Source organism: Thalassococcus halodurans (assembly GCF_900108225.1).
In the GTDB taxonomy this organism is placed as follows: Bacteria; Pseudomonadota; Alphaproteobacteria; order Rhodobacterales; family Rhodobacteraceae; genus Thalassococcus; species Thalassococcus halodurans.
Genome location: NZ_FNUZ01000003.1, coordinates 60,586 through 82,019, shown reverse-complemented (window position 1 = coordinate 82,019; position 21,434 = coordinate 60,586). Strand labels below are relative to the sequence as shown.

Annotated in this window: 22 protein-coding genes and 1 pseudogene; 17 read left to right on the top strand and 6 right to left on the bottom strand. The window is 58.9% G+C overall.

From position 1 onward, the window contains the following. Positions 1 to 22: 22 nt before the first annotated feature. The 9 genes and pseudogenes from C4S59_RS10340 to C4S59_RS10300 all read left to right on the top strand — a co-directional run bounded on the left by C4S59_RS10340 (position 23) and on the right by C4S59_RS10300 (position 8,769). On the top strand, positions 23 to 535 hold the full coding sequence (locus C4S59_RS10340) for a hypothetical protein (protein ID WP_103910434.1): 513 nt from the start codon (positions 23 to 25) through the stop codon (positions 533 to 535). 28 nt (positions 536 to 563) lie between these two features. Beyond that, positions 564 to 1,352 carry a hypothetical protein gene (locus tag C4S59_RS10335; RefSeq protein WP_103910433.1) on the top strand — a complete coding sequence of 263 codons (789 nt, stop codon included), beginning with the start codon at positions 564 to 566 and terminating at the stop codon, positions 1,350 to 1,352. A 23-nt stretch (positions 1,353 to 1,375) separates the two neighbouring features. Continuing rightward, positions 1,376 to 2,026: a hypothetical protein gene (locus C4S59_RS10330; protein WP_103910432.1), complete on the top strand. Its 651-nt coding sequence runs from the start codon at positions 1,376 to 1,378 to the stop codon at positions 2,024 to 2,026. Between the two features lie 80 nt (positions 2,027 to 2,106). Continuing rightward, positions 2,107 to 3,156, top strand: coding sequence for a coiled-coil domain-containing protein (locus C4S59_RS10325; RefSeq protein ID WP_103910431.1), 1,050 nt, complete (start codon positions 2,107 to 2,109; stop codon positions 3,154 to 3,156). A 4-nt stretch (positions 3,157 to 3,160) separates the two neighbouring features. Continuing rightward, complete coding sequence (locus C4S59_RS10320) at positions 3,161 to 4,888, top strand: S8 family serine peptidase (protein WP_103910430.1); 1,728 nt, start codon at positions 3,161 to 3,163, stop codon at positions 4,886 to 4,888. 5 nt (positions 4,889 to 4,893) lie between these two features. Further along, complete coding sequence (locus C4S59_RS10315; protein WP_103910429.1) at positions 4,894 to 6,405, top strand: OmpA family protein; 1,512 nt, start codon at positions 4,894 to 4,896, stop codon at positions 6,403 to 6,405. 555 nt (positions 6,406 to 6,960) lie between these two features. Continuing rightward, positions 6,961 to 7,371, top strand: a pseudogene (locus tag C4S59_RS10310) (Gfo/Idh/MocA family oxidoreductase); the annotation flags it as partial. Between the two features lie 200 nt (positions 7,372 to 7,571). Further along, entirely contained in the window at positions 7,572 to 8,300 is a 729-nt protein-coding gene (locus C4S59_RS10305; protein ID WP_103910428.1) for a hypothetical protein, read from the top strand. A 49-nt stretch (positions 8,301 to 8,349) separates the two neighbouring features. After that, positions 8,350 to 8,769, top strand: a complete 420-nt coding sequence (locus C4S59_RS10300) for a DUF1330 domain-containing protein (protein ID WP_103910427.1) — start codon at positions 8,350 to 8,352, stop codon at positions 8,767 to 8,769. A gap of 108 nt (positions 8,770 to 8,877) precedes the next feature. Here the strand turns inward: C4S59_RS10300 and C4S59_RS10295 are convergent, their stop codons facing one another. After that, on the bottom strand, positions 8,878 to 9,873 hold the full coding sequence (locus C4S59_RS10295; protein WP_103910426.1) for a LacI family DNA-binding transcriptional regulator: 996 nt from the start codon (positions 9,871 to 9,873) through the stop codon (positions 8,878 to 8,880). Between the two features lie 82 nt (positions 9,874 to 9,955). Further along, positions 9,956 to 10,912 carry an L-threonylcarbamoyladenylate synthase gene (locus tag C4S59_RS10290; protein ID WP_103910425.1) on the bottom strand — a complete coding sequence of 319 codons (957 nt, stop codon included), beginning with the start codon at positions 10,910 to 10,912 and terminating at the stop codon, positions 9,956 to 9,958. A 130-nt stretch (positions 10,913 to 11,042) separates the two neighbouring features. Here C4S59_RS10290 and C4S59_RS10285 point away from each other — a divergent pair, with 130 nt between their 5' ends. From C4S59_RS10285 to C4S59_RS10270, 4 genes are all read left to right on the top strand, one after another. Beyond that, complete coding sequence (locus C4S59_RS10285) at positions 11,043 to 12,758, top strand: acyl-CoA dehydrogenase (RefSeq protein WP_103910424.1); 1,716 nt, start codon at positions 11,043 to 11,045, stop codon at positions 12,756 to 12,758. Further along, the gene (locus C4S59_RS10280; protein ID WP_103910423.1) at positions 12,758 to 13,795 is read left to right on the top strand and encodes an MBL fold metallo-hydrolase; all 1,038 of its coding nucleotides are present in this window, start codon (positions 12,758 to 12,760) and stop codon (positions 13,793 to 13,795) included. The genes C4S59_RS10285 and C4S59_RS10280 overlap by 1 nt, the downstream gene beginning before the upstream one ends. A 108-nt stretch (positions 13,796 to 13,903) precedes the next feature. Next, positions 13,904 to 14,038 carry an aa3-type cytochrome c oxidase subunit IV gene (locus C4S59_RS10275; protein WP_103910422.1) on the top strand — a complete coding sequence of 45 codons (135 nt, stop codon included), beginning with the start codon at positions 13,904 to 13,906 and terminating at the stop codon, positions 14,036 to 14,038. Between the two features lie 34 nt (positions 14,039 to 14,072). After that, complete coding sequence (locus tag C4S59_RS10270) at positions 14,073 to 14,729, top strand: hypothetical protein (protein ID WP_103910421.1); 657 nt, start codon at positions 14,073 to 14,075, stop codon at positions 14,727 to 14,729. Here the strand turns inward: C4S59_RS10270 and C4S59_RS10265 are convergent. Next, positions 14,714 to 15,040, bottom strand: coding sequence for an AzlD domain-containing protein (locus tag C4S59_RS10265; RefSeq protein ID WP_103910420.1), 327 nt, complete (start codon positions 15,038 to 15,040; stop codon positions 14,714 to 14,716). The two genes, C4S59_RS10270 and C4S59_RS10265, sit on opposite strands and share 16 nt — an antisense overlap. Continuing rightward, positions 15,037 to 15,747, bottom strand: a complete 711-nt coding sequence (locus C4S59_RS10260; RefSeq protein WP_103910419.1) for an AzlC family ABC transporter permease — start codon at positions 15,745 to 15,747, stop codon at positions 15,037 to 15,039. The genes C4S59_RS10265 and C4S59_RS10260 overlap by 4 nt, the downstream gene beginning before the upstream one ends. 49 nt (positions 15,748 to 15,796) lie before the next feature. On the opposite strand from C4S59_RS10260, the gene C4S59_RS10255 reads away from it, so the two are divergent. Genes C4S59_RS10255 through C4S59_RS10240 form a run of 4 tightly spaced genes read left to right on the top strand, consistent with a single transcriptional unit; the run spans position 15,797 to position 19,879 of the window. After that, a complete protein-coding gene (locus C4S59_RS10255; protein ID WP_103910418.1) occupies positions 15,797 to 16,684 on the top strand; it encodes a formate dehydrogenase accessory sulfurtransferase FdhD in 888 nt (295 codons plus the stop codon). Next, the gene (gene mobA / locus C4S59_RS10250) at positions 16,681 to 17,313 is read left to right on the top strand and encodes a molybdenum cofactor guanylyltransferase MobA (RefSeq protein WP_103910417.1); all 633 of its coding nucleotides are present in this window, start codon (positions 16,681 to 16,683) and stop codon (positions 17,311 to 17,313) included. Before C4S59_RS10255 ends, mobA begins: the two co-directional genes overlap by 4 nt. Then, entirely contained in the window at positions 17,310 to 17,801 is a 492-nt protein-coding gene (gene mobB, locus C4S59_RS10245) for a molybdopterin-guanine dinucleotide biosynthesis protein B (RefSeq protein ID WP_103910416.1), read from the top strand. The genes mobA and mobB overlap by 4 nt, the downstream gene beginning before the upstream one ends. Continuing rightward, positions 17,798 to 19,879, top strand: a complete 2,082-nt coding sequence (locus C4S59_RS10240; RefSeq protein ID WP_200813209.1) for a molybdopterin-binding protein — start codon at positions 17,798 to 17,800, stop codon at positions 19,877 to 19,879. Before mobB ends, C4S59_RS10240 begins: the two co-directional genes overlap by 4 nt. On the opposite strand, the gene C4S59_RS10235 is transcribed toward C4S59_RS10240, so the two are convergent. Both C4S59_RS10235 and greA read right to left on the bottom strand, forming a co-directional pair. Beyond that, the gene (locus C4S59_RS10235) at positions 19,876 to 20,880 is read right to left on the bottom strand and encodes a hypothetical protein (protein WP_103910415.1); all 1,005 of its coding nucleotides are present in this window, start codon (positions 20,878 to 20,880) and stop codon (positions 19,876 to 19,878) included. The genes C4S59_RS10240 and C4S59_RS10235 overlap by 4 nt on opposite strands. Positions 20,881 to 20,897: 17 nt before the next feature. Further along, on the bottom strand, positions 20,898 to 21,368 hold the full coding sequence (greA, locus tag C4S59_RS10230) for a transcription elongation factor GreA (protein WP_103910414.1): 471 nt from the start codon (positions 21,366 to 21,368) through the stop codon (positions 20,898 to 20,900). Positions 21,369 to 21,434: the final 66 nt, after the last annotated feature.

Below are 21,434 nucleotides of genomic sequence, written 5' to 3'. Positions count from 1 at the left end.
GACCAGCAAAAGGATTTCCGCAATGAGCGACCCCTCCACATCCTCCGTTACGACACTGATCGAAGCCCTCAAGGCATTAGAAAGCTCCGGGCCGTCGCCAGAAGTTGGCAGCAGCCACAACGATGCTTTGAGCCTTATTCAAAAGGTGCAAGAGATGAAGCGCGTCTTGGCGGAAGGTGCGAAACCCGAAGTGCAAGCCCCGCTGCGGGCACCCGGGTTTGAGCAGCGAGCCACGGCTTTGATCCGCTCGCTCGCGCGGCAGGTGTCGTCGATGGCGGAACACGCGGAAATGCTGGCCTGTGCTTTGGGCGCTTGCCCCGAATGTTGGGGCGGCGATCCAGATTGCCGTCAATGCACAGGGGCGGGGACGCCGGGCTTTTTCCTTCCTGACGAAGACTGCTTTGAGCATTTTGTTCAGCCTGTCCTAGACCGGCGAGAACGCATTGCACCCCGCCGTTTGCGTCCCGGTTTCCGCCCCGCCCCAATCGCCAATCCTGGATCGCCCGCCAAACCGGCGGACGGCCCACAATCCTGAAGCGATCCAATTCAAAGGAGAAAATGAGATGATGGACGCATTTGAAAACCTGAATCAGCAAGACCTGATCAAGTTGCTCGCCCTTCGGGGCAATCCCGCCGCTGAAAGTGACTGGGATGATGATGAAGATAACTACGATGACGATGAAGACTGGGATGATGAAAACGTTGTCGACTATTACGAAAACGATGATGACGACGAAGACGAAGTCTTCTTCGATGCAAGCGATAATTGGGCAGAAGAAGACGATTATGACGACGAAGGGTTTGGCGAAAGCGATCTGATGGAACGCAGCCGCCGCCGTCGCCGCCGTCGCTTGGGTCGTGCCCGCTACAAGCGCACGCGGTCCCGTCGTCTGCGCAAAATGAAGGGGTCGAATTCGACTGTCCTGAAATCCCGCAACGGTCAGCAAATGAAGGTCCAGTTCGGCACCAGCTTTGCCAAGGCCAAGGACGTCAACAAACTGATTAGCGACACAGAGTCCAAGTTCAAATCAGCTCTTAAAGAGCGCAAGAAGAACTTTGACACGCTGTCCAAGCAGATCAGCGGTGTCTCTGGCACGGTCGACAAGGTGTCGAAGCGGGTCAAAAAGCTGGAAAGCTCGGCCCAGACGTCGCAGCTTCTGTCGCTCCTGTCGTCCCCTCCCAAGATCGAGTCGATTTCGTTCGAGGCCGATCCGGGCGCAGGCGAAGCCAAGGTGACCGGCGTGAAATACGAGAAGCAGGACATGATGCTGCCGCTTCTGCTGTCCGGTGCGCTTGGTGACATGGGCGGCGGTGACAACACCGCGCTTATGCTGCTGGCCCTGAACAAGTAACCCTGAGAGAAAGGAAAAAAGCTATGCTTGGAATTGCTAACATCCTCGCGCTCAGCAAGCTGACCAGCGACACGCCTGACGAAGTGCGCAAAGCCGCCACCCTGATGATTGTCGGTGGGAACAAGAATCCGCTGATCAGTGGGATTGCCAGCGCCAATATCGTCGAAGAGGCAACCAAATCGGCTGTCGAAGCGACATCGGCCAAGACGGCTTCTACGAAGGCGACAGAGGCCAAAGTGGTCGCGGAAGCGCGGGCTACGTCCTTAGAGACTGAAATCGCAACGATCCGTCCTTTGATCAACGCGGTGGCTGAAAGGGCATTGGTCCCAACCAAATCGACGACAACCGAAGGTGATGGCTACACACAGATGCTGTCGGCCCTGAAAGGTGAAACCACGGTCGAGTCGGTGATGGATAAACTGGTGTCGCCTGTAACAGTTGCGGGCGACCAGCTGATGCCGATCAATTCAATCGAAACGGAAGCCGATAGCGCGGTAAAGGCGGTAGCAGCAGCGGCGGCGTCGGTGAAAGAGGCGGCGAACAACGATCTGTCTGACAAGCAGAAGCGGCACGCCGCAACGATGTTCGTGAAATCTCTCGACTTGCCCGCTTCGGTACTGTCCGGAGTGAAAACTCTGGACGAGCTGAAATCAGCGATCGCAAAAAATTCGTGATCGCAGAACCGGGGCGGATGGTGCCTCCCGACCATTCGCCCCGTTTTTCTATCCCATCCCTATCAAGAAGGCTCGGACCCATGATCAATGGAAAGATATTCTTTGCCCTCGCAGCGCAGAAACTGGGCTCGGACAAGGCACTGCCTTACCTTGCATTGGATCCGGCACTTGGCGCTGGGGCTCGCACGGTCATGTCGATCAAGCTGCTTGAAGATGCCGAGGCTCAAATCGAGACCTTAACTGCCTCAGAGGCCAAAGCGACTGAGGCTGAGGGCAAAGCTTCGACCGCTGAGGCCAGAACTGCGGCTGCAGAGGTTAAAGTGACAGAGGCCGAAACCAGAGCCACAACGGCTGAAGCGAACGTGGTTCAAAAGGAAGTCGCGCTGTCTGATATGACAGCGGAACGCGATGCATCCGTTGAACAGAAGGCGCTTTTGCAGGCGAAGCTGAATGATGCCGATCAATGGCTAACCGCCGCAAGACGTGACGCCGATCAACTTCGGCTGGATAAAGAAAAACTGGTTCGGGATGTTGAGGATTTACGTTCTGAACTTGAGAACAAGAGCGGGAATATTCGAGATCTGGAAAAACGTGTCTCAGAAGAAGAGCGCACTGCCAGCAAAGTCTCCAAGGAAGTGACCAGCCTTCAAAAAAAGCTTGTTGATGCCGAGACGAAAATGGCCGGTTTGACAGGCGAACTGGATACGGTCCGCGAAAGCCACGCAAAGCTTAAATCTGAATTCGTCACCCAAGATCGCGCCTTCACAGCCCTAGCCAACCAGTTTGCAGGCCCCGATGCGACCGAAGCTGAAAGGGCGGAATTCGAGGAACGGTTGATGACCACCTTTGCCAAGGTTCCAGACGAAGGGCCCGACGCGCTGACAGATTTATTTATGGAGCTTCTACTGGATCGGGGCGGCGACGAAAAATTTGCCGAGTTTCAGGCGAATTTCCAAGAAAAGCTGGCGGCCCGGCCCGAACTCAAAGCGAAGATCCAGGCCAAGTACCGCGCGATTGAGAAAGAACACATCGACCGGCAAAAGGCCTTTTTCGAAGAAGTGAGCGCTGAACTGGACGCGATCCCGACGCCGAGAAAACCGCGTTCCCCCCGCAATAGTAGGAAGGGCTAAGGCGATGGATCCGGCGCTGCGTGAACTTTTGGCCGATGGCGACCCTGACGAGATTATCGAGGCGATTGTCCGCCTTGCACCGGGGACCAACGAGCTACCAGAAGGTGTCTGCGAAATTTCGCGGTTTGCGGAAATTGCGACGGTCCGTATCCGCCGCAGTGATATCGAACGCGTCTGGGCGCATCCGTCGACACGGTCGCTGAAGGCACCGCGTGCCTTGCAGTTCGACGGGCCTGAAATGTCGCCCGAAAGCCTTTCGCAGTTGTTTGATGACGGCGTGCGCCCACGCGTCCCGTTGGGGAATCGTGGAAAAGGCGTGGTTGTCGGGGTCATTGATTGGGGCTTTGATTTTGGTCATCCGGCCTTCCGTGATCAGAATGGCCGCTCGCGCATCCGCGCGCTGTGGGACCAAGGCGCCAAAGGGCCATCTCCACGTTTCGGCTACGGAAAGGTCCACACGCGCGCAGATATCAACGCAGCCCTGAACACATCACGGCCCTATACCGCGCTGGGCTATCACCCGGGAAAAAGCGATCGGGGCGCTGGTGCCCATGGCACGCATGTCGCAGACATTGCCGCCGGAACGACGCGGCCCGGCGGGGGTGGCGTGGCGCCGGAAGCTGATCTGGTTTTTGTGCATCTCGCGTCCGGCCCCCTGTCGGGGCTTGCCAACCTGGGCGATAGTGTGCGGCTGCTTGAAGCAATTGACTTCATTGCAGAAGCTGCAGGGGATCAGCCCTTTGTAATCAACATGTCGATCGGTCGGCATGGCGGGCCTCATACAGGTCTGACCCTTGTCGAGCAGGCCTTTGATCGGTTTCTGGAAGCAGCACCTGACCGGTTGTTGGTGCAATCGGCGGGTAACTACTATTTGGCGCGGGCACATACATCGGGCCGGCTGCAACCGGGCGGAACGCATGTCATCGAATGGCAGACCAACCCCGGCGACCGCACACCGAATGAAATCGAGATTTGGTATTCGGATCGCGACACATTCGAAGTGCAAATCACACCGCCGGGGGCCAACAAGGCTGTCGCTGTCAAACTTGGTGATGCGCGCGGGTTGTACCAAAAAGACGGAAGCGAAGTCGCACGGCTTTATCACCGCGCATATGACCCGAATACACCTGATCACCACATCGAGGCTTTCCTTGGGCCTGAGGCACCTTCCGGAACGTGGAAGATCGAACTGAAGGGTCAGATCATCGAGGATGGACGCTGGCATGCGTGGATCGAACGCGATAGCGGTTCGCGCCGAAACCAGTCCCGCCTGCCGAATAGCTCGGCTGATCCCCGCCACACGATCGGATCGATCTGCAATGGGTTTCTGCCAATCGCCGTCGGTGCGGCGGCAGAGGATAGCCCGACGGCACGGCCCGCGCCTTTTGCGTCTTCCGGCCCCACGCGGGACGGCCGACAAAAGCCTGATCTTGCGGCGCCGGGCTTTCGTATTCAGGCGGCCAAATCCACACCACGCTGGAGCAGTAGCCCAAGACCCCGAACTGTGAAGATGTCGGGGGCCAGCCAAGCAGCACCTCATGTTTGCGGGATCGCGGCGGCAATGCTGTCTGATCTGCCAAGAGGGTTGGGGATTCATGATCTTCGGGCGCATTTGTTCAACCTTGCCCGCCCATGGCAGCGACCGCGTCAAGCTGATTTGCCGAGGCTGGGTGCCGGTTTGCTTTCCTCTCGCTTGATTGCGGGCGGCGACACTGAATTTTCAAAGGAGTGACAGACATGAAAGACTATTTCCAATCCCCTTCCGAAAGCTGTTCCTGCCATAACGCCGAAGGTGCCAGCCCGCATGAAATCCTTGAAACGCTGACGTCCATTAACGAAGCAACGGGTGGCGGTGTTCCTCAATTTCTGGCTGCGGCCGTAGAAGGAAAGGGGCCGCTTGCCCAGTCATTTGTCGCCTTCGTGCCCAGCGCGGAAACGCTGCAGGACGGCGACATTCTGTTCGCGCGTGATCTGTTCACGGAAAATGATCCGAATATTGACATTATCGGCCTGAACGCGGGGGCCGAGGCCGCCGAAAGCTATGGCGACCAATACGAGGTCACGGCCCTGCGGGCAGATCCCGAAATCTGGGGCAAGGTGGCTGCGGCAGCACGCGCGTTGCCGTTTGTCGGCGATTTCCTGAGCGCGGGTGCAACAAGCGTCGGGTCAAAGGCTGGTGATCTTCTGGTCGATCCGACGCTGCCTATGCGCAACACCCTTCAGACTGTGCAGCAGGCGCATCAGACCGCGCAGTCCGGCATCCAGACTGCAAACGACGCGCTGGATTTTGGTCTGCGCGTGGCACGCCTAAGCAAAATGGCCCGGCAAACGTTTAATGGCCTTGATTTCGACTGCACGCCTCTGGCGATCCGCGCGGATTACAATCCTCCGGACGCACCGGATCGGACAAACATCTATAAGTTCGATTTGCGCTGCAAATATGAAACCGGTGGTCGGGACCATGCGACGTATCCTTTTCGTGTGCAGGTCTACAACAACTGCTTTTCGGTGACGCGGGCCACAATTCTAGCTGGAGCGCCTTCGATCGGTTGGCTGAACCACCGGATGACGGCTCGTGCAGTTCCTATTGAAGTACGCCTGTCCAACAGCATGCCGGGTTACGCTGAATTCCGGTTCACGGGTCTTTGGAATCCGGCGGATCTGATGGGGCGCGTGCAAGAGCAGTTCGAAGGCAAAATCCGTGTCTATACCAATGGACGCGTCAGGGTGTCTGGATTCCGTGGTGGGCTCGTGTCAGCAGGACCGGTCAGCTATGTCAGCGGGCCTGTAACTGCGGTATGCACCGCGAAGTACCCGACAACGCAGGCCCCGAAAGCTGAGCCTGCTCACGGTGGTGGGGGCGGGAACAGCCCTGCGCCGCGTGATCCTTCCAATGGCAAACATATCTTCTTTAACAGCGGCAGCGCTTCTTCGAACCGCGAGGTTGAGGCGCAGGTGCAAGCATGGTGGGGGGGCATGGGGCCGAACCTGCGCACCCTGATTTCAGGTGGTAGCCGCTTGGTCCGTGTGACCGGTCACGCAGACCCCACAGGCAATGAGGCGACCAACCGATCACTGTCGCACCGACGCGCAGCGCTGGTTGCGGGGATGGTTCGGGGCGTAGCAGGGTCAAATGTACGGGTTCAGCATGTGGGCCTCGGGTCCCAACAAGCACGAGCGGCGGGCGTTCCCGCAGGGCGTAGCGACCGCAGTTGGCGTCGCGTGACCATCAGTGTCGACGGGCAGTAAATCTGTTATCAACAACGGGCGCTGTGTCTTGGCTTTTGTCCGTTGTTGACCTGATTGTTCAAACCGTCAAAGCCGCTAAACCAAGCCTTCCCAGCACCAACGATGCATGCGAGTGTGAATGCCCTTGGCACCTTCCCAGGTCGGCTTGGGGTGTTTGGCACCTTTTTGCGGACTGAGCGGAACGCCTAATTCAGCGTTACCGAGGCGGGTGTATCGGCCTGACCAAATCGGGATAGAGGCCCGAAAGTGCGGGCAATCTCGGCGGCTGTTAGTGTACTCAAAGCCACGCTGTCTATCCCGTTTGCCGATCTGGGCCACAAGGCAATACCTGCGTCATCGCGCACCAGATCAATCGCTGTCATCGAACGGCTCCCTATAAACGTCCAGCGCAGGCACAGCAGACTTGTCAAAAGTGTCGGGATGGTTGCGACTGCCACCTTGGTACGACAGTGCAACGCTTTCGTCGTGCATTGTCCGCGTAGTTACGTGGGTGTCGTTCAGAATAGCTTCGACTTTTGCGTGGCACATGGCTAGCTTAATCGTCGGGGACGAGGCGGTGACGCTGTCGGTCGGCTTTGGACGTCTTCGGTGGCCATCGGCCGTCAGCACGGGTTCGACATCCAGATATTCGGCGAAACAGGCGGCCTGCGCTGGGCGTCTGAACAACCGAACCAGCTGATCTACACCCCCGTCGGCGGCCGCACACAGATCATCGAAAAGGGCGAAGGCGGCCTGCACCCCGACGCCCAACGCCTGTCACGCGTGGCGATCGCCCATCCCGAGGGCTTTCCCTTGGCCGTGGCCAACATCTACTGCGATCTAGCCGATGCGATTGCTGGGGAAACCCGCGATGGCCTGCCCACCGCCGAGGCCGGTCTGCGATCCATGGCGGCGGTGCATGCAGCGGTACGATCTGCCAAAGAAAACGGAGCCTGGGTCGACGCAAGGCCGCCGATGTTCCGGTAAAGGAATGTGTAGCCAGGCTGTGCTTAAAATCGGGCGTCCGCACGCTGAAAAGGCCTTGCCGTCTCTCTATGAATCTATTCCCACGTCCTTGACGTTCGTGTTCATCCCATTTGCCTTTGCGGGCATCCGTGCCCGTGAAGAAATGTCTTGCCATTTTTCCAAGTTTTAGGGCTAAAAATATCGAGACTTGGAGAGATGATTTGAAAAATATTTTGATTGGCATTTTCAGTGCCCTTGTCCTGCCGGCGATATACTTTCTTTGGCAATTTTCAGCGGATCATCGCGTGAATAGCGAGTTGATCGATGAGTTGAAGCAGGAAGGACTTGTTCAGCTTGATGGTTGCAACCTGTCTATATCGCGCGAGGTTGAGGGAGAGATCGATGCCCCGATTTCTTTGACGCGCATCATCACCAAGGTCGACTTGAGAAATTACGATTTGAAAGAGTTCGGAATTCGTCCAACCGCCCAAGCAATCATTCTGCGCGTAAACAGATTGCCCCTGAGAGAGCGGACGCTGGAACAGGTCGCAAAAATAAATGACTTGTCGGGCTTACGCGCGGAACAGTCTCCGCTTGATTCAGAAAATATCAGAAAAATCCTAGAAGCCGAAAACGGTTCCCTTTTTTACCGAGTTATGGCCGAGGTGGTCAGCACGGACAGCGGAGAGCAACAGCTTGTTGCCCATGAAGATGCGCCCGATTTCTATGAATTCGCGACAGCGGTCGAGGAACTTCCTTCACCAATCAGCTTCCGCTCTACCACGACATTTGCACCGGGAGGTCCATCTGCAGATACGCTGTTAACAGGAGAAATCATTCCTCTTCCTTTTCTCGAGTTCGCGGTCGCATCTAATGATAAAGCCAAAGAACTAGCCGAAGCCTTTGGTGCCTATGCAAAAAGAAACCACTGTCAAATCCTGAACCGTTAATTGCTGCACGGCGCGGCGGGGGCTGCTGGGGCTGTTCAACAGTTCGCCCATGGCCGCCATGGCGGCATCGACGATGTCGCTGATGGGCAGGTGCCTCAATGTGGATTTGCCGAAAGCGCGTCCAACTTTTAAGCTTTGTATTCAGATTGGTTTCAAGGCTAGGGAAGGCAGGCATATGGCAGCGTTTGTAATAGGTCGAATGCAAATCCACAGCAGAGACTGGATGAGTGAATATTTCGACAAAATCCCGCACGTCGTTGCTGATCATAAGGGGCAGTTTCTAGTACGCGGAGGGGATCCGGAAGGCTTGGAAGGGGACGATCTGCTTCCAGATGCGGCCTTCGTCATCGAATTTCCCGACCGTGACCACGCAAAAGCGTTCTGGAATTCGGACGAGTTCCAAAAGCTTGCCATCTTGCGCCGTTCGGGATCGACGCTGAACGCGATTTTGGTTGATAAACTGCCTTAAGTCGTTCGCAGCCCTCAGACTTGTTCGGCGGCGCGACACAGAGTTTGACAATCGCTGACTGTTTTGGTGTCGCGATGGGTCAACACCTGCTCGAAAATGCTATCTAGCTTACAATTTTCTCAAAGTCCCCCGCTCCACCACGTTGCACTCAAATATCCGCGCGGCGGGGGCTTTGGTGGGGGTGTTCAGCAGTTCGTCCATGACCGCGATGGCGGCATCGACGATGTCGCGGATCGGTTGATGGATCGTGGTCAGATCAATGTTGTTCCAGCCTGCGATTTCCATGTCGTTCAGGCCGATGATTCCGATGTCGTCGGGACAGCGCAGGCCGCGATCGGCGATGGCGGACATGGCGCCGATTGACAGGACATCGTCGCCGCAGAAATAGGCCTCGGCGCGGGGGGCGGACAGCAGGCGCTGCATCTCGGTCCGACCGGCGTCAAAGGAATAGGCGGCGGCAAAGGACACGGTCAGGTCGATGTCATCACGACCACTCAACACCTCTTGAAACCCCTTCAGGCGGTCCTGGGTCGAGGTCGCTGTATCCGGCCCGCCCAGAAAGCCGATCTTGCGGTAGCCACGATCGATCAACGTCTGTGCCGCGATCCGTCCGCAGGCGACGTTGTCGATGCCGACGATATCGACCTTGGGATTTGTCGCAGCGCGGCCAAAGGCGTGGACAACGGGCATGCCTGCGTCATGGAAGGCTTCGGCAAATTCAGGCGGCAGGGTGGACGAGGCGACAACAACGCCATCCACCGAATACTGCCGCAGCATCCTGACCGAATTGGCGGGGTCGGTTTCGTCGGACAAGTTCACCAGCAAGGGGCGCAGGCCCTGTTCCTGAAGACCGCGTGTGAAGAGGTCGAAGATTTGCAGGAAGATCGGGTTGCGGAAGTTGTTGGACACCAGACCGATCAGCTTGGTGCGCCCAGTGGTCAGGGATGAGGCCAAGGCGTTCGGGCTGTAGCCCAATTCAGCGGCGGCCTTTTCGACCTTTTCGCGCATTTTCGGGGACACCGACGCGCCGGGGGTAAACGTTCGGGACACAGCCGAGGTCGACACGCCCGCGTAGCGCGCCACGTCTTTCAACGTCACAGCCATGGTGCGCGCGCCCTTTGTGTCACTTGGGACCCTTTCCACTTGTCACAGACGGGCCAAGCATATCCGGCAAAGCCATCACGGTTCAAACCTGATCATCGGGGCGTGGTGCCGCAGCGCGGCCTAGGCGGTCGTTGATGGCGCGGCCAAGGCCTTTGTCCGGAATGGGCGACACGGCGATGACCTTGGCGCCTTTTGCATCCAGATCATGCAGGTGGGCAAACAGACTGGCAGCCGCTTCGGTCAGATCGCCAGTGGACGACAAGTTCAGATCGCAATCCACGTCGCCAAAGCCCAGCCGCGTTTCGCCGTCATGCCAGTCTGTGGCGTTCAGGCGCATGCGGGCGTTGGGGGCATAGTGCGAGGCCAGTTGGCCGGGGGCGCTGATGGCGCCTGCTTCTTCGCGGATGGCGACGGGCTGGCCCAAGACCTGTTCGATCTGGGCGCGCGTGATGGTGCCGGGGCGCAGAATTGTTGGCGTGTCTGTCAGGCCGATGATGGTCGATTCCAGCCCTTCGTCACAGGCCCCGCCCTCGACCACGGCCTCGATCCGGCCATCCAAGGTGGCCAGCACATGATCGCTGCGCGTCGGGCTGATCTGGCCTGACCGGTTGGCCGAAGGGGCAGCGATGCCACCGCCGAAGTCACGCAGCAACGCGCGGGCCACTGGGTGGGCAGGCATGCGCACTGCCAAGCTGGGCAGACCGGCCGAGACGAGTTTCGACATCTTTGACCCGTCGGCCAAAGGCAGAACCATGGTCAGCGGACCGGGCCAGAATGCCTTGGACAGAACCTCGGCCTGATCGGACCAGATGACTTGTGCCTTCACATCATCCAGTTCAGCGAAATGCACGATCAGCGGGTTGAAACTCGGGCGACCCTTGGCTTCGTAAATACGGGCCACTGCATGGTCATTTGTCGCATCTGCGCCCAAACCGTAGACAGTCTCGGTCGGGAATGCGACAAGCCCGCCGTCGCGCCAGATCGAAACCGCATCAGCGGTATGCTCCGATGTGATGCGTCGTGTCTGAGTTGGTTTCATGGGAAGATGCGCACCTATGACGCCGCGTTTTTGTTGAACAGGCAGTTAGAGGGGGTAAACCTGTCTCTAACGATGGCCGTCTGCATAGACCTGCTGGACGTGCTTGCCAAGAATTTCCAATGGAGGCTTCATGCCCTATCGCGCCCCTGTTTCCGACTTTACCTTTCTCTTTAATCAGATTGTCGGTCTGAACGACGTCACCGCAACCGAGCGTTTCGAAGATGCGACAGCGGATGTAATCGAGGCGATCATCGCAGAGGCCGGTAAACTGTGTGACGAAGTGGTGGCGCCGACGAACCGTCAGGGCGACCTGACGCCGGCGGTTCTGGAAAACGGTGTCGTGCGCGCGTCGCCGGGTTTTGGCGAAGCGTATAAGGCGATTGCCGAAGGTGGCTGGGTGTCGGTTTCGGCCAGCCCCGAATTCGGCGGGATGGGTCTTCCCCAAGCGGTGGCGACGGCGGTGAACGACATGATGTCGGGCGCGAACCTTGCGCTGCAACTGTGCCCGCTGCTGACCCAAGGCCAGATCGAGGCGCTGGAGCATCACGCAAGCGACGAGATCAAGGAACTCTATCTGCCCAAGCTGATTTCCGGTGAATGGACAGGCACGATGAACCTGACCGAACCGCAGGCCGGTTCCGACGTTGGTGCGCTGCGCTCCAAGGCCGAACCGAACGGTGACGGCACCTATAAGATCAGCGGCCAGAAGATTTACATCACGTGGGGTGATCATGATGTGGCGGAAAACATCTGCCATCTGGTGCTGGCCCGTCTGCCCGACGGTGCGCCCGGAACCAAAGGCATCAGCCTGTTCATGGTGCCCAAGTTTATCCCTGATGAAAACGGCAAGCCCGGCGTCGCGAACTCGCTGCGCTGTGTAAGCCTTGAGCACAAGATGGGCCTGCATGGTTCGCCCACCGCTGTGATGCAGTATGACGAGGCGACCGGCTGGCTGGTCGGGTCGGAAAACGGCGGTATGAAAGCGATGTTCACCATGATGAACAACGCCCGTCTGGGTGTGGGTGCACAGGGCATCGGTATCGCCGAGGCGTCCTATCAGCACGCGCTGGCCTATGCGATGGACCGGACACAGGGTGCCAGCCCGATTGAAAACGGCACAGGCGCTATTATCGACCACGCGGATGTGCGCCGTATGCTGGCATCGATGAAGGCAGATATCTTTGCAGCCCGCGCCATTGCTTTGGCCTGTGCCGTTGCCATCGACATGGCGTCAGCCACGGGCAAGCCGGAATGGTCGGCCCGCGCGGCGCTGCTGACACCGGTGGCTAAGGCCTTTGGTACTGACGTGGGCTGTGAAGTGGCCAATACGGGCGTTCAAATTCACGGTGGCATGGGATTCGTCGAAGAAACCGGCGCGGCGCAGTTCCTGCGCGATGTGCGCGTGACCCCGATCTACGAGGGCACCAACGGCATTCAGGCGATGGACCTTGTGGCGCGGAAGATGATGGACGGTGGCGACGCGATCTTTGCGCTGCTGGACGAAATTGAAGGCTTTGCCGAACAGGCGCGGGAAAAGATGCCCGAACTGGCCGAACCGGTCTGGCAGGCCAGCGAAACGCTGCGTGAAACGGTCGAATGGATGGTCGCGCAGGGCAACCTGAACGAACGCTTTGCAGGCTCTGTTCCCTTCTTGCGCGGGTTTGCCCGTGTGCTGGGTGGCTACTATCACCTTCAGGCGGCGATGCAGGAACCCGACAGCGCCCGTGCGCGTCTGGCGCGGTTCTACATCACCCGTCTGTTGCCCGAGCACACAGGTGTTCTGGCGCACGCGCGGTGTGGGGCCGAAGACCTCTACGCGTTGTCGCCCGACGATCTGGCCGCGTAATGGACGGCGCGGCAGAGGGCATACGTTACCCCTGGGCGGAACCGCCCGCCGAGGGCGAGGCAACGGAGATCGCAGAAGGGGTCTTGTGGCTTCGCCTGCCGCTGCCGATGAAGCTGGATCACGTCAACATCTATGCGCTGGATGATGGCGATAGCTGGACACTGATTGACGCAGGTATCTACTCCAAACGCTCCATCGCGATTTGGGAAAAGCTGTTGGCGGGTCCCTTGGCGGGCAAGCCGGTTTCGCGGGTGATCCTGACGCATCACCACCCTGACCACGTGGGTATGGCCGGTTGGTTCCAGACACGTGGGGCCAAGGTTTGGGCAACGCGCACCAGTTGGTTGTTTGCGCGTATGCTGACGCTGGACGCGCAATCCACGCCAACGCCCGAAACGCTGGAATTCTGGCGCCGCTGCGGCATGTCGCAAGAGGTCTATGACCAGCGTGCTGCGGAACGACCTTTTAACTTTGCCGATGTGGTTCACCCGATGCCCTTGGGGTTCAAGCGGGTGCAAGAAGGCGATGTCATTCGCATCGGTGGGCGCGACTGGGACGTGCGGATCGGCAATGGACATGCGCCCGAACATGCCACCTTCTGGAGCCGTGATGACAATCTGATTCTGGCAGGCGACCAGATGCTGCCGTCGATCAGTTCCAACATCGGTGTCTACGCGACAGAACCCGAGGCCGACCCCGTTAGCGACTGGATCGAAGCCTGCGAACGTCTGGCGACATATGCTCGCGCCGATCATCTGGTTCTGGGCGGTCATAAGCTACCGTTTACGGGCCTGCCGATGCGCATGCGCCAGTTGATCGACAACCATCACAGCGCGCTGAACCGTCTTGAGGCCCATCTGGACACGCCCAAGGCAGCGGGCGAATGCTTTATGCCGCTGTTCAAACGTAACATCGGCAGTGGTGAATACGGTCTCGCGCTGGTTGAGGCGATGTCCCACTGCCTTCACCTCTGGCACGAAGATCGCGCGACTCGCAGTGATCGGGATGACGGCGCTTGGGTATTTAAAGCCCGATAATTGCGCATTTCGGCCACCTTGCGGCAGAATGCGCCTAATGGACATCGTGACAGCCCGTTTTAAATGCGGTAGCAGACGGGAAACGCGACTCTGGAAGGGAATGAAACGATGGCAGAGCACAAGCACGGCGAAATGGACATCACTGTTCAGGAAGAAACATTTGCTGGTTTCGTCAGCTTCACGATCAAAACGTGTATTGCGATTCTGGTGGCTGTGGTCATTCTGGCGCTTGTCGGCGCATAAGCACCCCTGACTTTACGGAATATCCGAGGGCCTCATGACGCTTTCGAAAGCATCGATTTGTCTTGTTGTGGCCCTTGGACTGTCTGGCTGTGCAGCGCACAGTCCGGACGATGTGTCTATCGAGACGACACAGCAATTCGCCTATCGCCATGATGGGCCGCCCGCGCTGACGCTGTACACAATGGTGTCAAACCGCTCGGGCAGCGGCGCACACAGCAGCATTATGATCAACGCGTCCCAGCGCGTGGTGTTCGACCCGGCTGGGTCGGTCAAACATCCCGCTATCGCGGAACGTGGTGACGTTCTTTACGGCATCACTCCGCAGGTCGCCGATTTCTACGAACGGGCGCATGCGCGGGAAACCTATCACGTGGTGATCCAGCGGATCGAGGTATCGCCCGAGGTCGCGGAAATGGCGCTGCGACTGGCGCAGGATCGCGGCACCGTTGCCAGTGCGTTCTGCACCAATGCGACGTCCAGCCTGCTCAGCAAGCTTCCCGGATTCGAACAGATCAAACCGACGTTCTTCCCGGGCAATCTGCAGAAACAGATGTCTCAGGTTCCCGGCGTGACCGAACGCAAACTGTTCGAAAACGATTCGGATGATAAGGCCGAGGCGATCGCCGCCTTCAAACCCGAAGACGCGCGCGCCACCAGCCCAAGCGGCGAAGCGCATCAGGGCAACAAGTAATTCCCCGAAATCAGGATTGCGGCACCGGCAAGGATCGAGGCGACGACGTTGCGCGTCTTGTAGCCCACCACCAGTGTCGCCATCGCCGCAGTAAAGCGCAGCGGATCAAACGTGCCGCCCGTGGCGCTGGGCCATAGCACCAGTGGCGCGATCAGGGCTGGCAACACAGCAACCGCCGTATAGCGCAGATGGCGCAGCACCCATTCAGGCATGGCGCGGTCGCCGATCAGACCAAGGAACACAAAGCGCAGGCCAAAGCTTGCTGCGCCGAGACCGATGATCGTCAGCCAGATTTTCCATTCAGGGATCATGCTTTGGCCTCCTCTGCGCGGGTTTCGGCGTAGGCGCCTGTAATCATGCCTGCAATGGCGCCAACCATCAGGCCCAGATTGAAGGGCAACCAAACAAAGGCCAGTGCCCCTGCCACGGCGGCGATGGCGGCCCAGACGTGTGCACGGGTGCGCAGCATCGGACCGATCATCGCAAGGAAGGTGATGGGCACAGCAAAATCCAGACCCAATTCAGGCGGGATCGCGTTGCCGACAATCGTGCCCGCCACTGTCGCCACATACCAAGGCAGGCAAATCGGTGTCACGACCCCCATGAAGAAGGCGAATTTTTCGGCCAGTGTTAGCTGCGGGCGTTCCTCGTATTCAAGGATTGCGCTGGCATAGACCTGATCCACAAGGAAATACGCCGTCATCGCACGTTTCCAAAGCGGCAGGCGGCCAAGGTGCGGGGTCATCGACGCAGAGTACATCGCCATCCGCAGGTTCACCGCAATGGCCGAAGCCAGAACAACAACCATCGGGGCCTGATCCTGCAACAACTGAACAGCGGTGAACTGGGCGGCGCCAGCGATAACAACGACGGAAAATGCAAGCGCTTCAAAACTGCTCATGCCTGCGTCTGTGGCGACGATCCCGAACAGCAGACCGAAGGGGATAATCACCATAAGAAACGGCACGCCAGTTCGAAAACCGCGCCAGAAACTTGACTTTGTGCTCGTGGCCACCATCACTCTGTCCTAATCTGATCAAAACAGCCGTAGACCCGTGAAAAGGAAGATGCAATTGGCAGAGCTTCACGAAAAAGCCAACTACGTGATTGCACCGGATCCCTCAGGAAACGGGTTGACCCGCGCAGTCACCGGCATTGACCACACAGGCGCTGAGACGCAGATTTCCGTGGTCGAGGAGCGTCCGCTGACAATCTATCTGAATAGCCAAGAGGTTGTGACCGCCATGACCATCGGGGATTATCCCGACTTTCTGGCGGTCGGTTTCCTGCGCAATCAGGGGATGCTGAAAGACGACGAAGAGATTACTGGCATCGACTACGACGAAGAGCTTGAGACAGTCGTTGTGCGCACGGCGTCGGCCACGACCTATGAAGAAAAGGTCAAGAAAAAGACCCGCACTTCGGGCTGCGCTGTAGGCACCGTCTTTGGTGACATGATGGAAGGGTTGGATCAGGTCCAACTGCCGCAGACGTCTGTTAATACCTCGTGGCTTTACGGTCTTGCGCACAAGATCAACACGACCCCGTCGCTGTATCTAGAGGCTGGTGCAATCCACGGCACGGTTCTGTGCCAAGGGGATCAGCCTCTGGTTTATATGGAGGATGTGGGGCGTCATAACGCGGTGGATAAGATCGCCGGTTGGATGTTCCTGAACGGTATCTCGGCGGACGACAAAATCCTTTACACCACGGGGCGACTGACCTCGGAAATGGTGATCAAGACCGCGTTGATGGGCATTCCTGTGCTGGCGTCACGCTCAGGGTTCACGGCTTGGGGTGTCGATATCGCCCGTCAGGTTGGTTTAACCTGTATCGGACGGATGCGCGGCAAACGCTTTGTCTGTCTAAGCGGCGCGGATCGGCTGGAATGGGACATCGATCCTGACGCGGTGCCGGACGAGGCCAAGAAATCCGGTCGGAAAGGCGCGGCATGAAGCAACCTTTGGGCGTTATTCTGGCGGGTGGTCAGGCCACGCGCATGGGCGGTGGCGATAAGGGACTGCTGACTGTCGGGGGCAAAACCCTGCTGTCCCATGTGATCGACCGGCTGGAACCGCAGGTCGCCGGTTGCGTGCTGAACGCCAACGGCGATGCCGCGCGGTTTGCGGACTACGGCCTGCCCGTGATTGCCGATAGCATTGACGGCTACGCAGGCCCCTTAGCGGGCGTTCTGGCCGGTCTGGATTGGGCGGCAGAGCAGGGCGCGGAAACCATTGTCACCGTTGCCGCCGACACGCCGTTTTTTCCTTGTGATCTGGTGCCGCAATTGTTGCTGGCCGCCGACGGAATGGCGCACCCCTTGGCGCTGGCCGCTACTAAGGGTGAAGCGAAGACAAAATCGAAATCCAAGTCCGGCCTAATCCGGCACCCCACCTTCGGCCTTTGGCCGGTTGCCCTGCGCGATAACCTGCGCAAGTTTCTGGAAGGGGGCGGGGCCAAGGTGGTGATCTGGACCGAACAACACGACGGATGCGAGGCGCTGTTTCCGACAGACGCGGGCGATCCGTTTTTCAACGTAAATACGCCAGAGGATCTGGCCAAAGCCGAGGCGCTTGTTTCATGAAAATCTACGGGGTCACGGGCTGGAAGAACGCGGGCAAAACAGGGCTGATGGAACGGCTGGTGACCGAAATCACAGCGCGCGGATTTTCCGTCAGCACGGTAAAGCACGCCCATCACAGCTTTGACGTCGATCATCCAGGTCGCGACAGCTATCGCCACCGCGAAGCGGGCGCACGTGAGGTGCTTTTGTCATCGCGCAACCGCGTCGCCCTGATGCAGGAACTGCGCGATCAGGATGAGCCGAGCCTTGATGATCTGCTGAAACGCCTGTCGCCCGTCGATCTTGTGCTGATCGAAGGGTATAAACGCGATCGTCACCCTAAGGTCGAAGCGCATCGTCAGGAACCGGGCAATCCGCTGATTGCGCCCGATGATCCGACCATCCGCGCGGTCGCCTCGGACACGCCGCTGGAACTGGACAGACCGGTGTTTGATCTAAACGACACAAAGGCCATCGCGGACTTTATCCTCGGGGAAGTCGGCCTGTGATCCGCTTCGACCGCTTTGTGGTGGTCGATTGGTCGGGCGGCAATGACACAGGGCCCAAGCCGCGCAAGGACGCGATCTGGCTGTGCGAACACGGGGCCGAGCCAGAATACTTACGCAATCGTGTTGTGGCAGAGGATCGTCTGCGGGCGTTGATTGACGACGCTCAGGCGCTTGGCCAGCGCCTGTTGATCGGCTTTGATTTTCCCTTCGGCTATCCCGCTGGCTTTGCGCGGGCTTTGACAGGGCAGGACGATCCTTTTGCCGTATGGGATTGGGTCGAACGGAACCTTGATGATACGCCTAAGGGTAACAACCGTTTTGCGTTGGCCGACCGGATCAATGCCCAGTTTTCCGGCGTTGGGCCATTCTGGTTCAATGCGTTGAAGCAGGACTTTACCCATCTGCCACGCAAAGACACGCGCACAGGTCACGGAATGTCCGAACATCGTGCCTGTGATGCCATGGCAAAAGGAGCCTTTACCTGTTGGCAAATGGGCGGCGCTGGGGCCGTTGGCGGTCAGGTGTTCACGGGTCTGGCAGTGCTCAACCGGTTGCGGAGCGAAATGCAGGTCGCTGTCTGGCCGTTTCAAAAACTGGACGCGCCTGTGGCATTTGTCGAAATCTGGCCGGGGCTGATTAATTCTTCTGTGAAATCTGCCGAAGCTTTGGGCGGTATTCGCGATGCGCATCAGGTCAGGTTACTGGCGCGTGCGCTTTCTGCGTTGCCCCCCGCGCGCTTGGCTGAGATGTTGGACGTCAACGCACCGGAAGAAGGTTGGATACTGGGCTTGGGCTTTGAAGACGAATTGAACGCCGCCGCAGGTCTGCGGCCACCGCCCCTGCGGAACGATTGTTTCGCCTTGCCCGCGGGTGTCGACTGGACGCCTGTAGACGACGCCTTGGCGATGCTGCGTGATCGGTTGCATACGGTGGTGGGGCAGCAGGATGTCGCGCTGACTGATGCGCGTGGCCGTGTTCTGGCCGCTGATCTACTGGCCAAACGCGCAAATCCGCCGCATCCGAATACGGCGGTGGATGGTTACGGCTTTGCCCACGCCGCGATGGCCGATGGCGACAACGTTCTGCCCCTGGTTCAAGGCCGTTCTGCAGCAGGGGTGCCCTACGATGGTAAGGTCCCTGAAGGCCATGCGATCCGCGTTCTGACGGGGGCTGATCTGCCTGACGGTGTGGACACTGTCGTGCTGGATGAGGACTGCACCGCCGACGGCGCGCAGGTCGCGTTTCGGGGTGGTTTGCGACGCGGGGCCAACACGCGGAAGGCAGGCGAGGATATGGCTGTTGGCCAAGTGGCGATCCCCGCAGGCACAAAATTGCGTCCGCCCGAATTAGCGCTGGCTGCGTCCGTGGGGCATGGCACGGTTCCTGTCTTTGAACGGCTTCGGGTGGCTGTCTTGTCCACCGGTGATGAACTGGTCGAGGCAGGGGCACAGGCGGGCGCAGGGCAGATTTACGACGCCAACCGCCCGATGCTGTGTTCCTTGGCCGAGGCTTGGGGGTACGAAGCCGTCGACATGGGCCGCGCGCCCGATGACCGCGACGCCTTGCGCGCAATTCTGGACGATGCTGCGACCAAGGCAGACGTGATCCTGACGTCCGGCGGTGCCTCGGCTGGGGACGAGGACCACATGTCGGCTCTGCTACGTGAAGCAGGTGCGATGCAGGAATGGCGGATCGCGTTGAAACCCGGTCGTCCCTTGGCGCTGGGCATGTGGAACGGTGTTCCCGTCTTTGGCCTGCCGGGCAATCCTGTGGCGGCCTTTGTCTGTTCGCTGATCTTTGCGCGTCCGGCGATGTCGGCGTTGTCAGGGGCAGGTTGGGTGACGCCCGAAGGGTTCGACGTGCCTGCGGCCTTCACCAAGCGCAAGAAACCCGGGCGGCGTGAATACCTGCGGGCCCGCCTGCGCAACGGCAAGGCCGAAGTCTTTGCCTCTGAGGGATCGGGGCGTGTGTCGGGGCTTAGCTGGGCGGAAGGGCTGGTAGAGCTCGGGGACGAAGCGGCGGACATCGCCGAGGGCGATCTGGTCCGCTTCATCCCCTATGGAAGTTTCGGGCTTTAATCGAAGGTGCCCGCAACGCGGCCCAACAACATGAACGCGCGCGATGTGCGGGTCATGGTGTAATCGGCCAGTTCTTCGTCGGTTGCAGTCTTTTCGAACTGCGCCAGCGCCTTGTCGTAGAGGCGCAAGAAGTGGTGTGTCGCATCGCGGAAGATCGGGTCTTTCTTCATACGTGCGTTGGTCAGTGCCAGCGAAGACCGGTCGCGCACACCGCCAAGCGCTGCAATCACGCGTCCCCGTTCACCTTGGGCAAAACGACGCCACAGTTCGGGGCGGGCCAGATCGGGGCGCAGATCGTCCATATAGATGCCGTCTTGGCTGAGCAGCGTGAGCACATCCTGGCTGGCCTGAACCAGCTGGGCTGTCGGGCGATCCTTCAACGCGCGGCGCAGGGCGGCGAACCCTTCGGAATCATCCGCCGTCTCGGGGAAGTTTAGCGCGCGTATCAACTGAGCGGTGCTTAGTGGCTGGCCAATCGCCTCGGCCGGTGTGCCAAGCGCCAGCGCAGGCTGATCGCCACCGTTCGGATCAGACGGATCAGATGCCAGCGGCGCTGGGTTCTGATGGCGCACCGTGGTGAAGGTCGCTAAGGCCGTTTCAGTTTTGCGTTGGGCCGCAGCGATTTCATCCAGCTTTTTCGCGATCGACACAGCGGGCAGCTGTTCGTTCGGCGACGATGCTTTGGACTGGGTCACATAAGCCTTGCGCAGCGCATCCACAGCGGCCTGCAAACGGGCGCTTTCGGCCTCCATGATGCGGGCAGCGCGCATGGCCATGGCGGCAACCCAGATCATGGCGACCGGCATAAATACTACCATCAGGATCAGCAGAAAGCGCACGCCATCCAGCCCGTCCTGACTGAAGAACAGGAAATAGCCTGCGGACAGCAAAAGCCACACAATGCCAATGCCCAAAGCCGCCCGATCAACCGCGCGCGTTGCTTCGGCGGATTGATGGTCGCTTAGGCCCAAACCGGATTTTTTCTGACTACTGTCAGCCATATCAGCTGCACCTTTGATCAGATGTATTCAATCTTGAGCACTTCGTAGCTTTTCTCACCACCCGGTGTGCGCACTTCGACGCTATCGCCCTCTTCCTTGCCGATCAGGGCACGGGCGATGGGGGATTTGATGTTCAAAAGGCCTTTTTCGATGTTGGCTTCGTGTTCGCCAACGATCTGCCAAGTTTTTTCTTCGTCGGTGTCTTCGTCAACCAACGTGACGGTCGCGCCGAATTTGATCGAACCGCTCAGTTTGGTCGGGTCGATGACCTCGGCCAAGCCCAGAACGCCCTCGATCTCCTTGATGCGGCCTTCAATAAAACCCTGCTTTTCACGCGCGGAATGGTATTCGGCGTTTTCTTTCAGGTCGCCCAATTCGCGTGCCTCTGCGATCGCCTGAATAATGGCGGGACGCTCTTCGGACTTGAGCTTTTTCAATTCAACTTCTAGCGCGGTGGCCCCCGCGCGGGTCATCGGTAGTTTTTCCATTTTCTTTCCCGGAGGTTGCATCACGACGGATCGCAACGCTGTCACTGGTTATGCCGTGTCCTAATC

What these genes read in the sequence shown, in the direction of transcription:
- C4S59_RS10340 (WP_103910434.1), top strand. Translation starts at nt 23, where the DNA reads ATGAGCGACCCCTCCACATCCTCCGTTACGACACTGATCGAAGCCCTC.
- C4S59_RS10335 (WP_103910433.1), top strand. Translation starts at nt 564, where the DNA reads ATGATGGACGCATTTGAAAACCTGAATCAGCAAGACCTGATCAAGTTG.
- C4S59_RS10330 (WP_103910432.1), top strand. Translation starts at nt 1,376, where the DNA reads ATGCTTGGAATTGCTAACATCCTCGCGCTCAGCAAGCTGACCAGCGAC.
- C4S59_RS10325 (WP_103910431.1), top strand. Translation starts at nt 2,107, where the DNA reads ATGATCAATGGAAAGATATTCTTTGCCCTCGCAGCGCAGAAACTGGGC.
- C4S59_RS10320 (WP_103910430.1), top strand. Translation starts at nt 3,161, where the DNA reads ATGGATCCGGCGCTGCGTGAACTTTTGGCCGATGGCGACCCTGACGAG.
- C4S59_RS10315 (WP_103910429.1), top strand. Translation starts at nt 4,894, where the DNA reads ATGAAAGACTATTTCCAATCCCCTTCCGAAAGCTGTTCCTGCCATAAC.
- C4S59_RS10300 (WP_103910427.1), top strand. Translation starts at nt 8,350, where the DNA reads ATGGCCGCCATGGCGGCATCGACGATGTCGCTGATGGGCAGGTGCCTC.
- C4S59_RS10295 (WP_103910426.1), bottom strand. Translation starts at nt 9,873, where the DNA reads ATGGCTGTGACGTTGAAAGACGTGGCGCGCTACGCGGGCGTGTCGACC.
- C4S59_RS10290 (WP_103910425.1), bottom strand. Translation starts at nt 10,912, where the DNA reads ATGAAACCAACTCAGACACGACGCATCACATCGGAGCATACCGCTGAT.
- C4S59_RS10285 (WP_103910424.1), top strand. Translation starts at nt 11,043, where the DNA reads ATGCCCTATCGCGCCCCTGTTTCCGACTTTACCTTTCTCTTTAATCAG.
- C4S59_RS10280 (WP_103910423.1), top strand. Translation starts at nt 12,758, where the DNA reads ATGGACGGCGCGGCAGAGGGCATACGTTACCCCTGGGCGGAACCGCCC.
- C4S59_RS10275 (WP_103910422.1), top strand. Translation starts at nt 13,904, where the DNA reads ATGGCAGAGCACAAGCACGGCGAAATGGACATCACTGTTCAGGAAGAA.
- C4S59_RS10270 (WP_103910421.1), top strand. Translation starts at nt 14,073, where the DNA reads ATGACGCTTTCGAAAGCATCGATTTGTCTTGTTGTGGCCCTTGGACTG.
- C4S59_RS10265 (WP_103910420.1), bottom strand. Translation starts at nt 15,040, where the DNA reads ATGATCCCTGAATGGAAAATCTGGCTGACGATCATCGGTCTCGGCGCA.
- C4S59_RS10260 (WP_103910419.1), bottom strand. Translation starts at nt 15,747, where the DNA reads ATGGTGGCCACGAGCACAAAGTCAAGTTTCTGGCGCGGTTTTCGAACT.
- C4S59_RS10255 (WP_103910418.1), top strand. Translation starts at nt 15,797, where the DNA reads ATGCAATTGGCAGAGCTTCACGAAAAAGCCAACTACGTGATTGCACCG.
- mobA (WP_103910417.1), top strand. Translation starts at nt 16,681, where the DNA reads ATGAAGCAACCTTTGGGCGTTATTCTGGCGGGTGGTCAGGCCACGCGC.
- mobB (WP_103910416.1), top strand. Translation starts at nt 17,310, where the DNA reads ATGAAAATCTACGGGGTCACGGGCTGGAAGAACGCGGGCAAAACAGGG.
- C4S59_RS10235 (WP_103910415.1), bottom strand. Translation starts at nt 20,880, where the DNA reads ATGGCTGACAGTAGTCAGAAAAAATCCGGTTTGGGCCTAAGCGACCAT.
- greA (WP_103910414.1), bottom strand. Translation starts at nt 21,368, where the DNA reads ATGGAAAAACTACCGATGACCCGCGCGGGGGCCACCGCGCTAGAAGTT.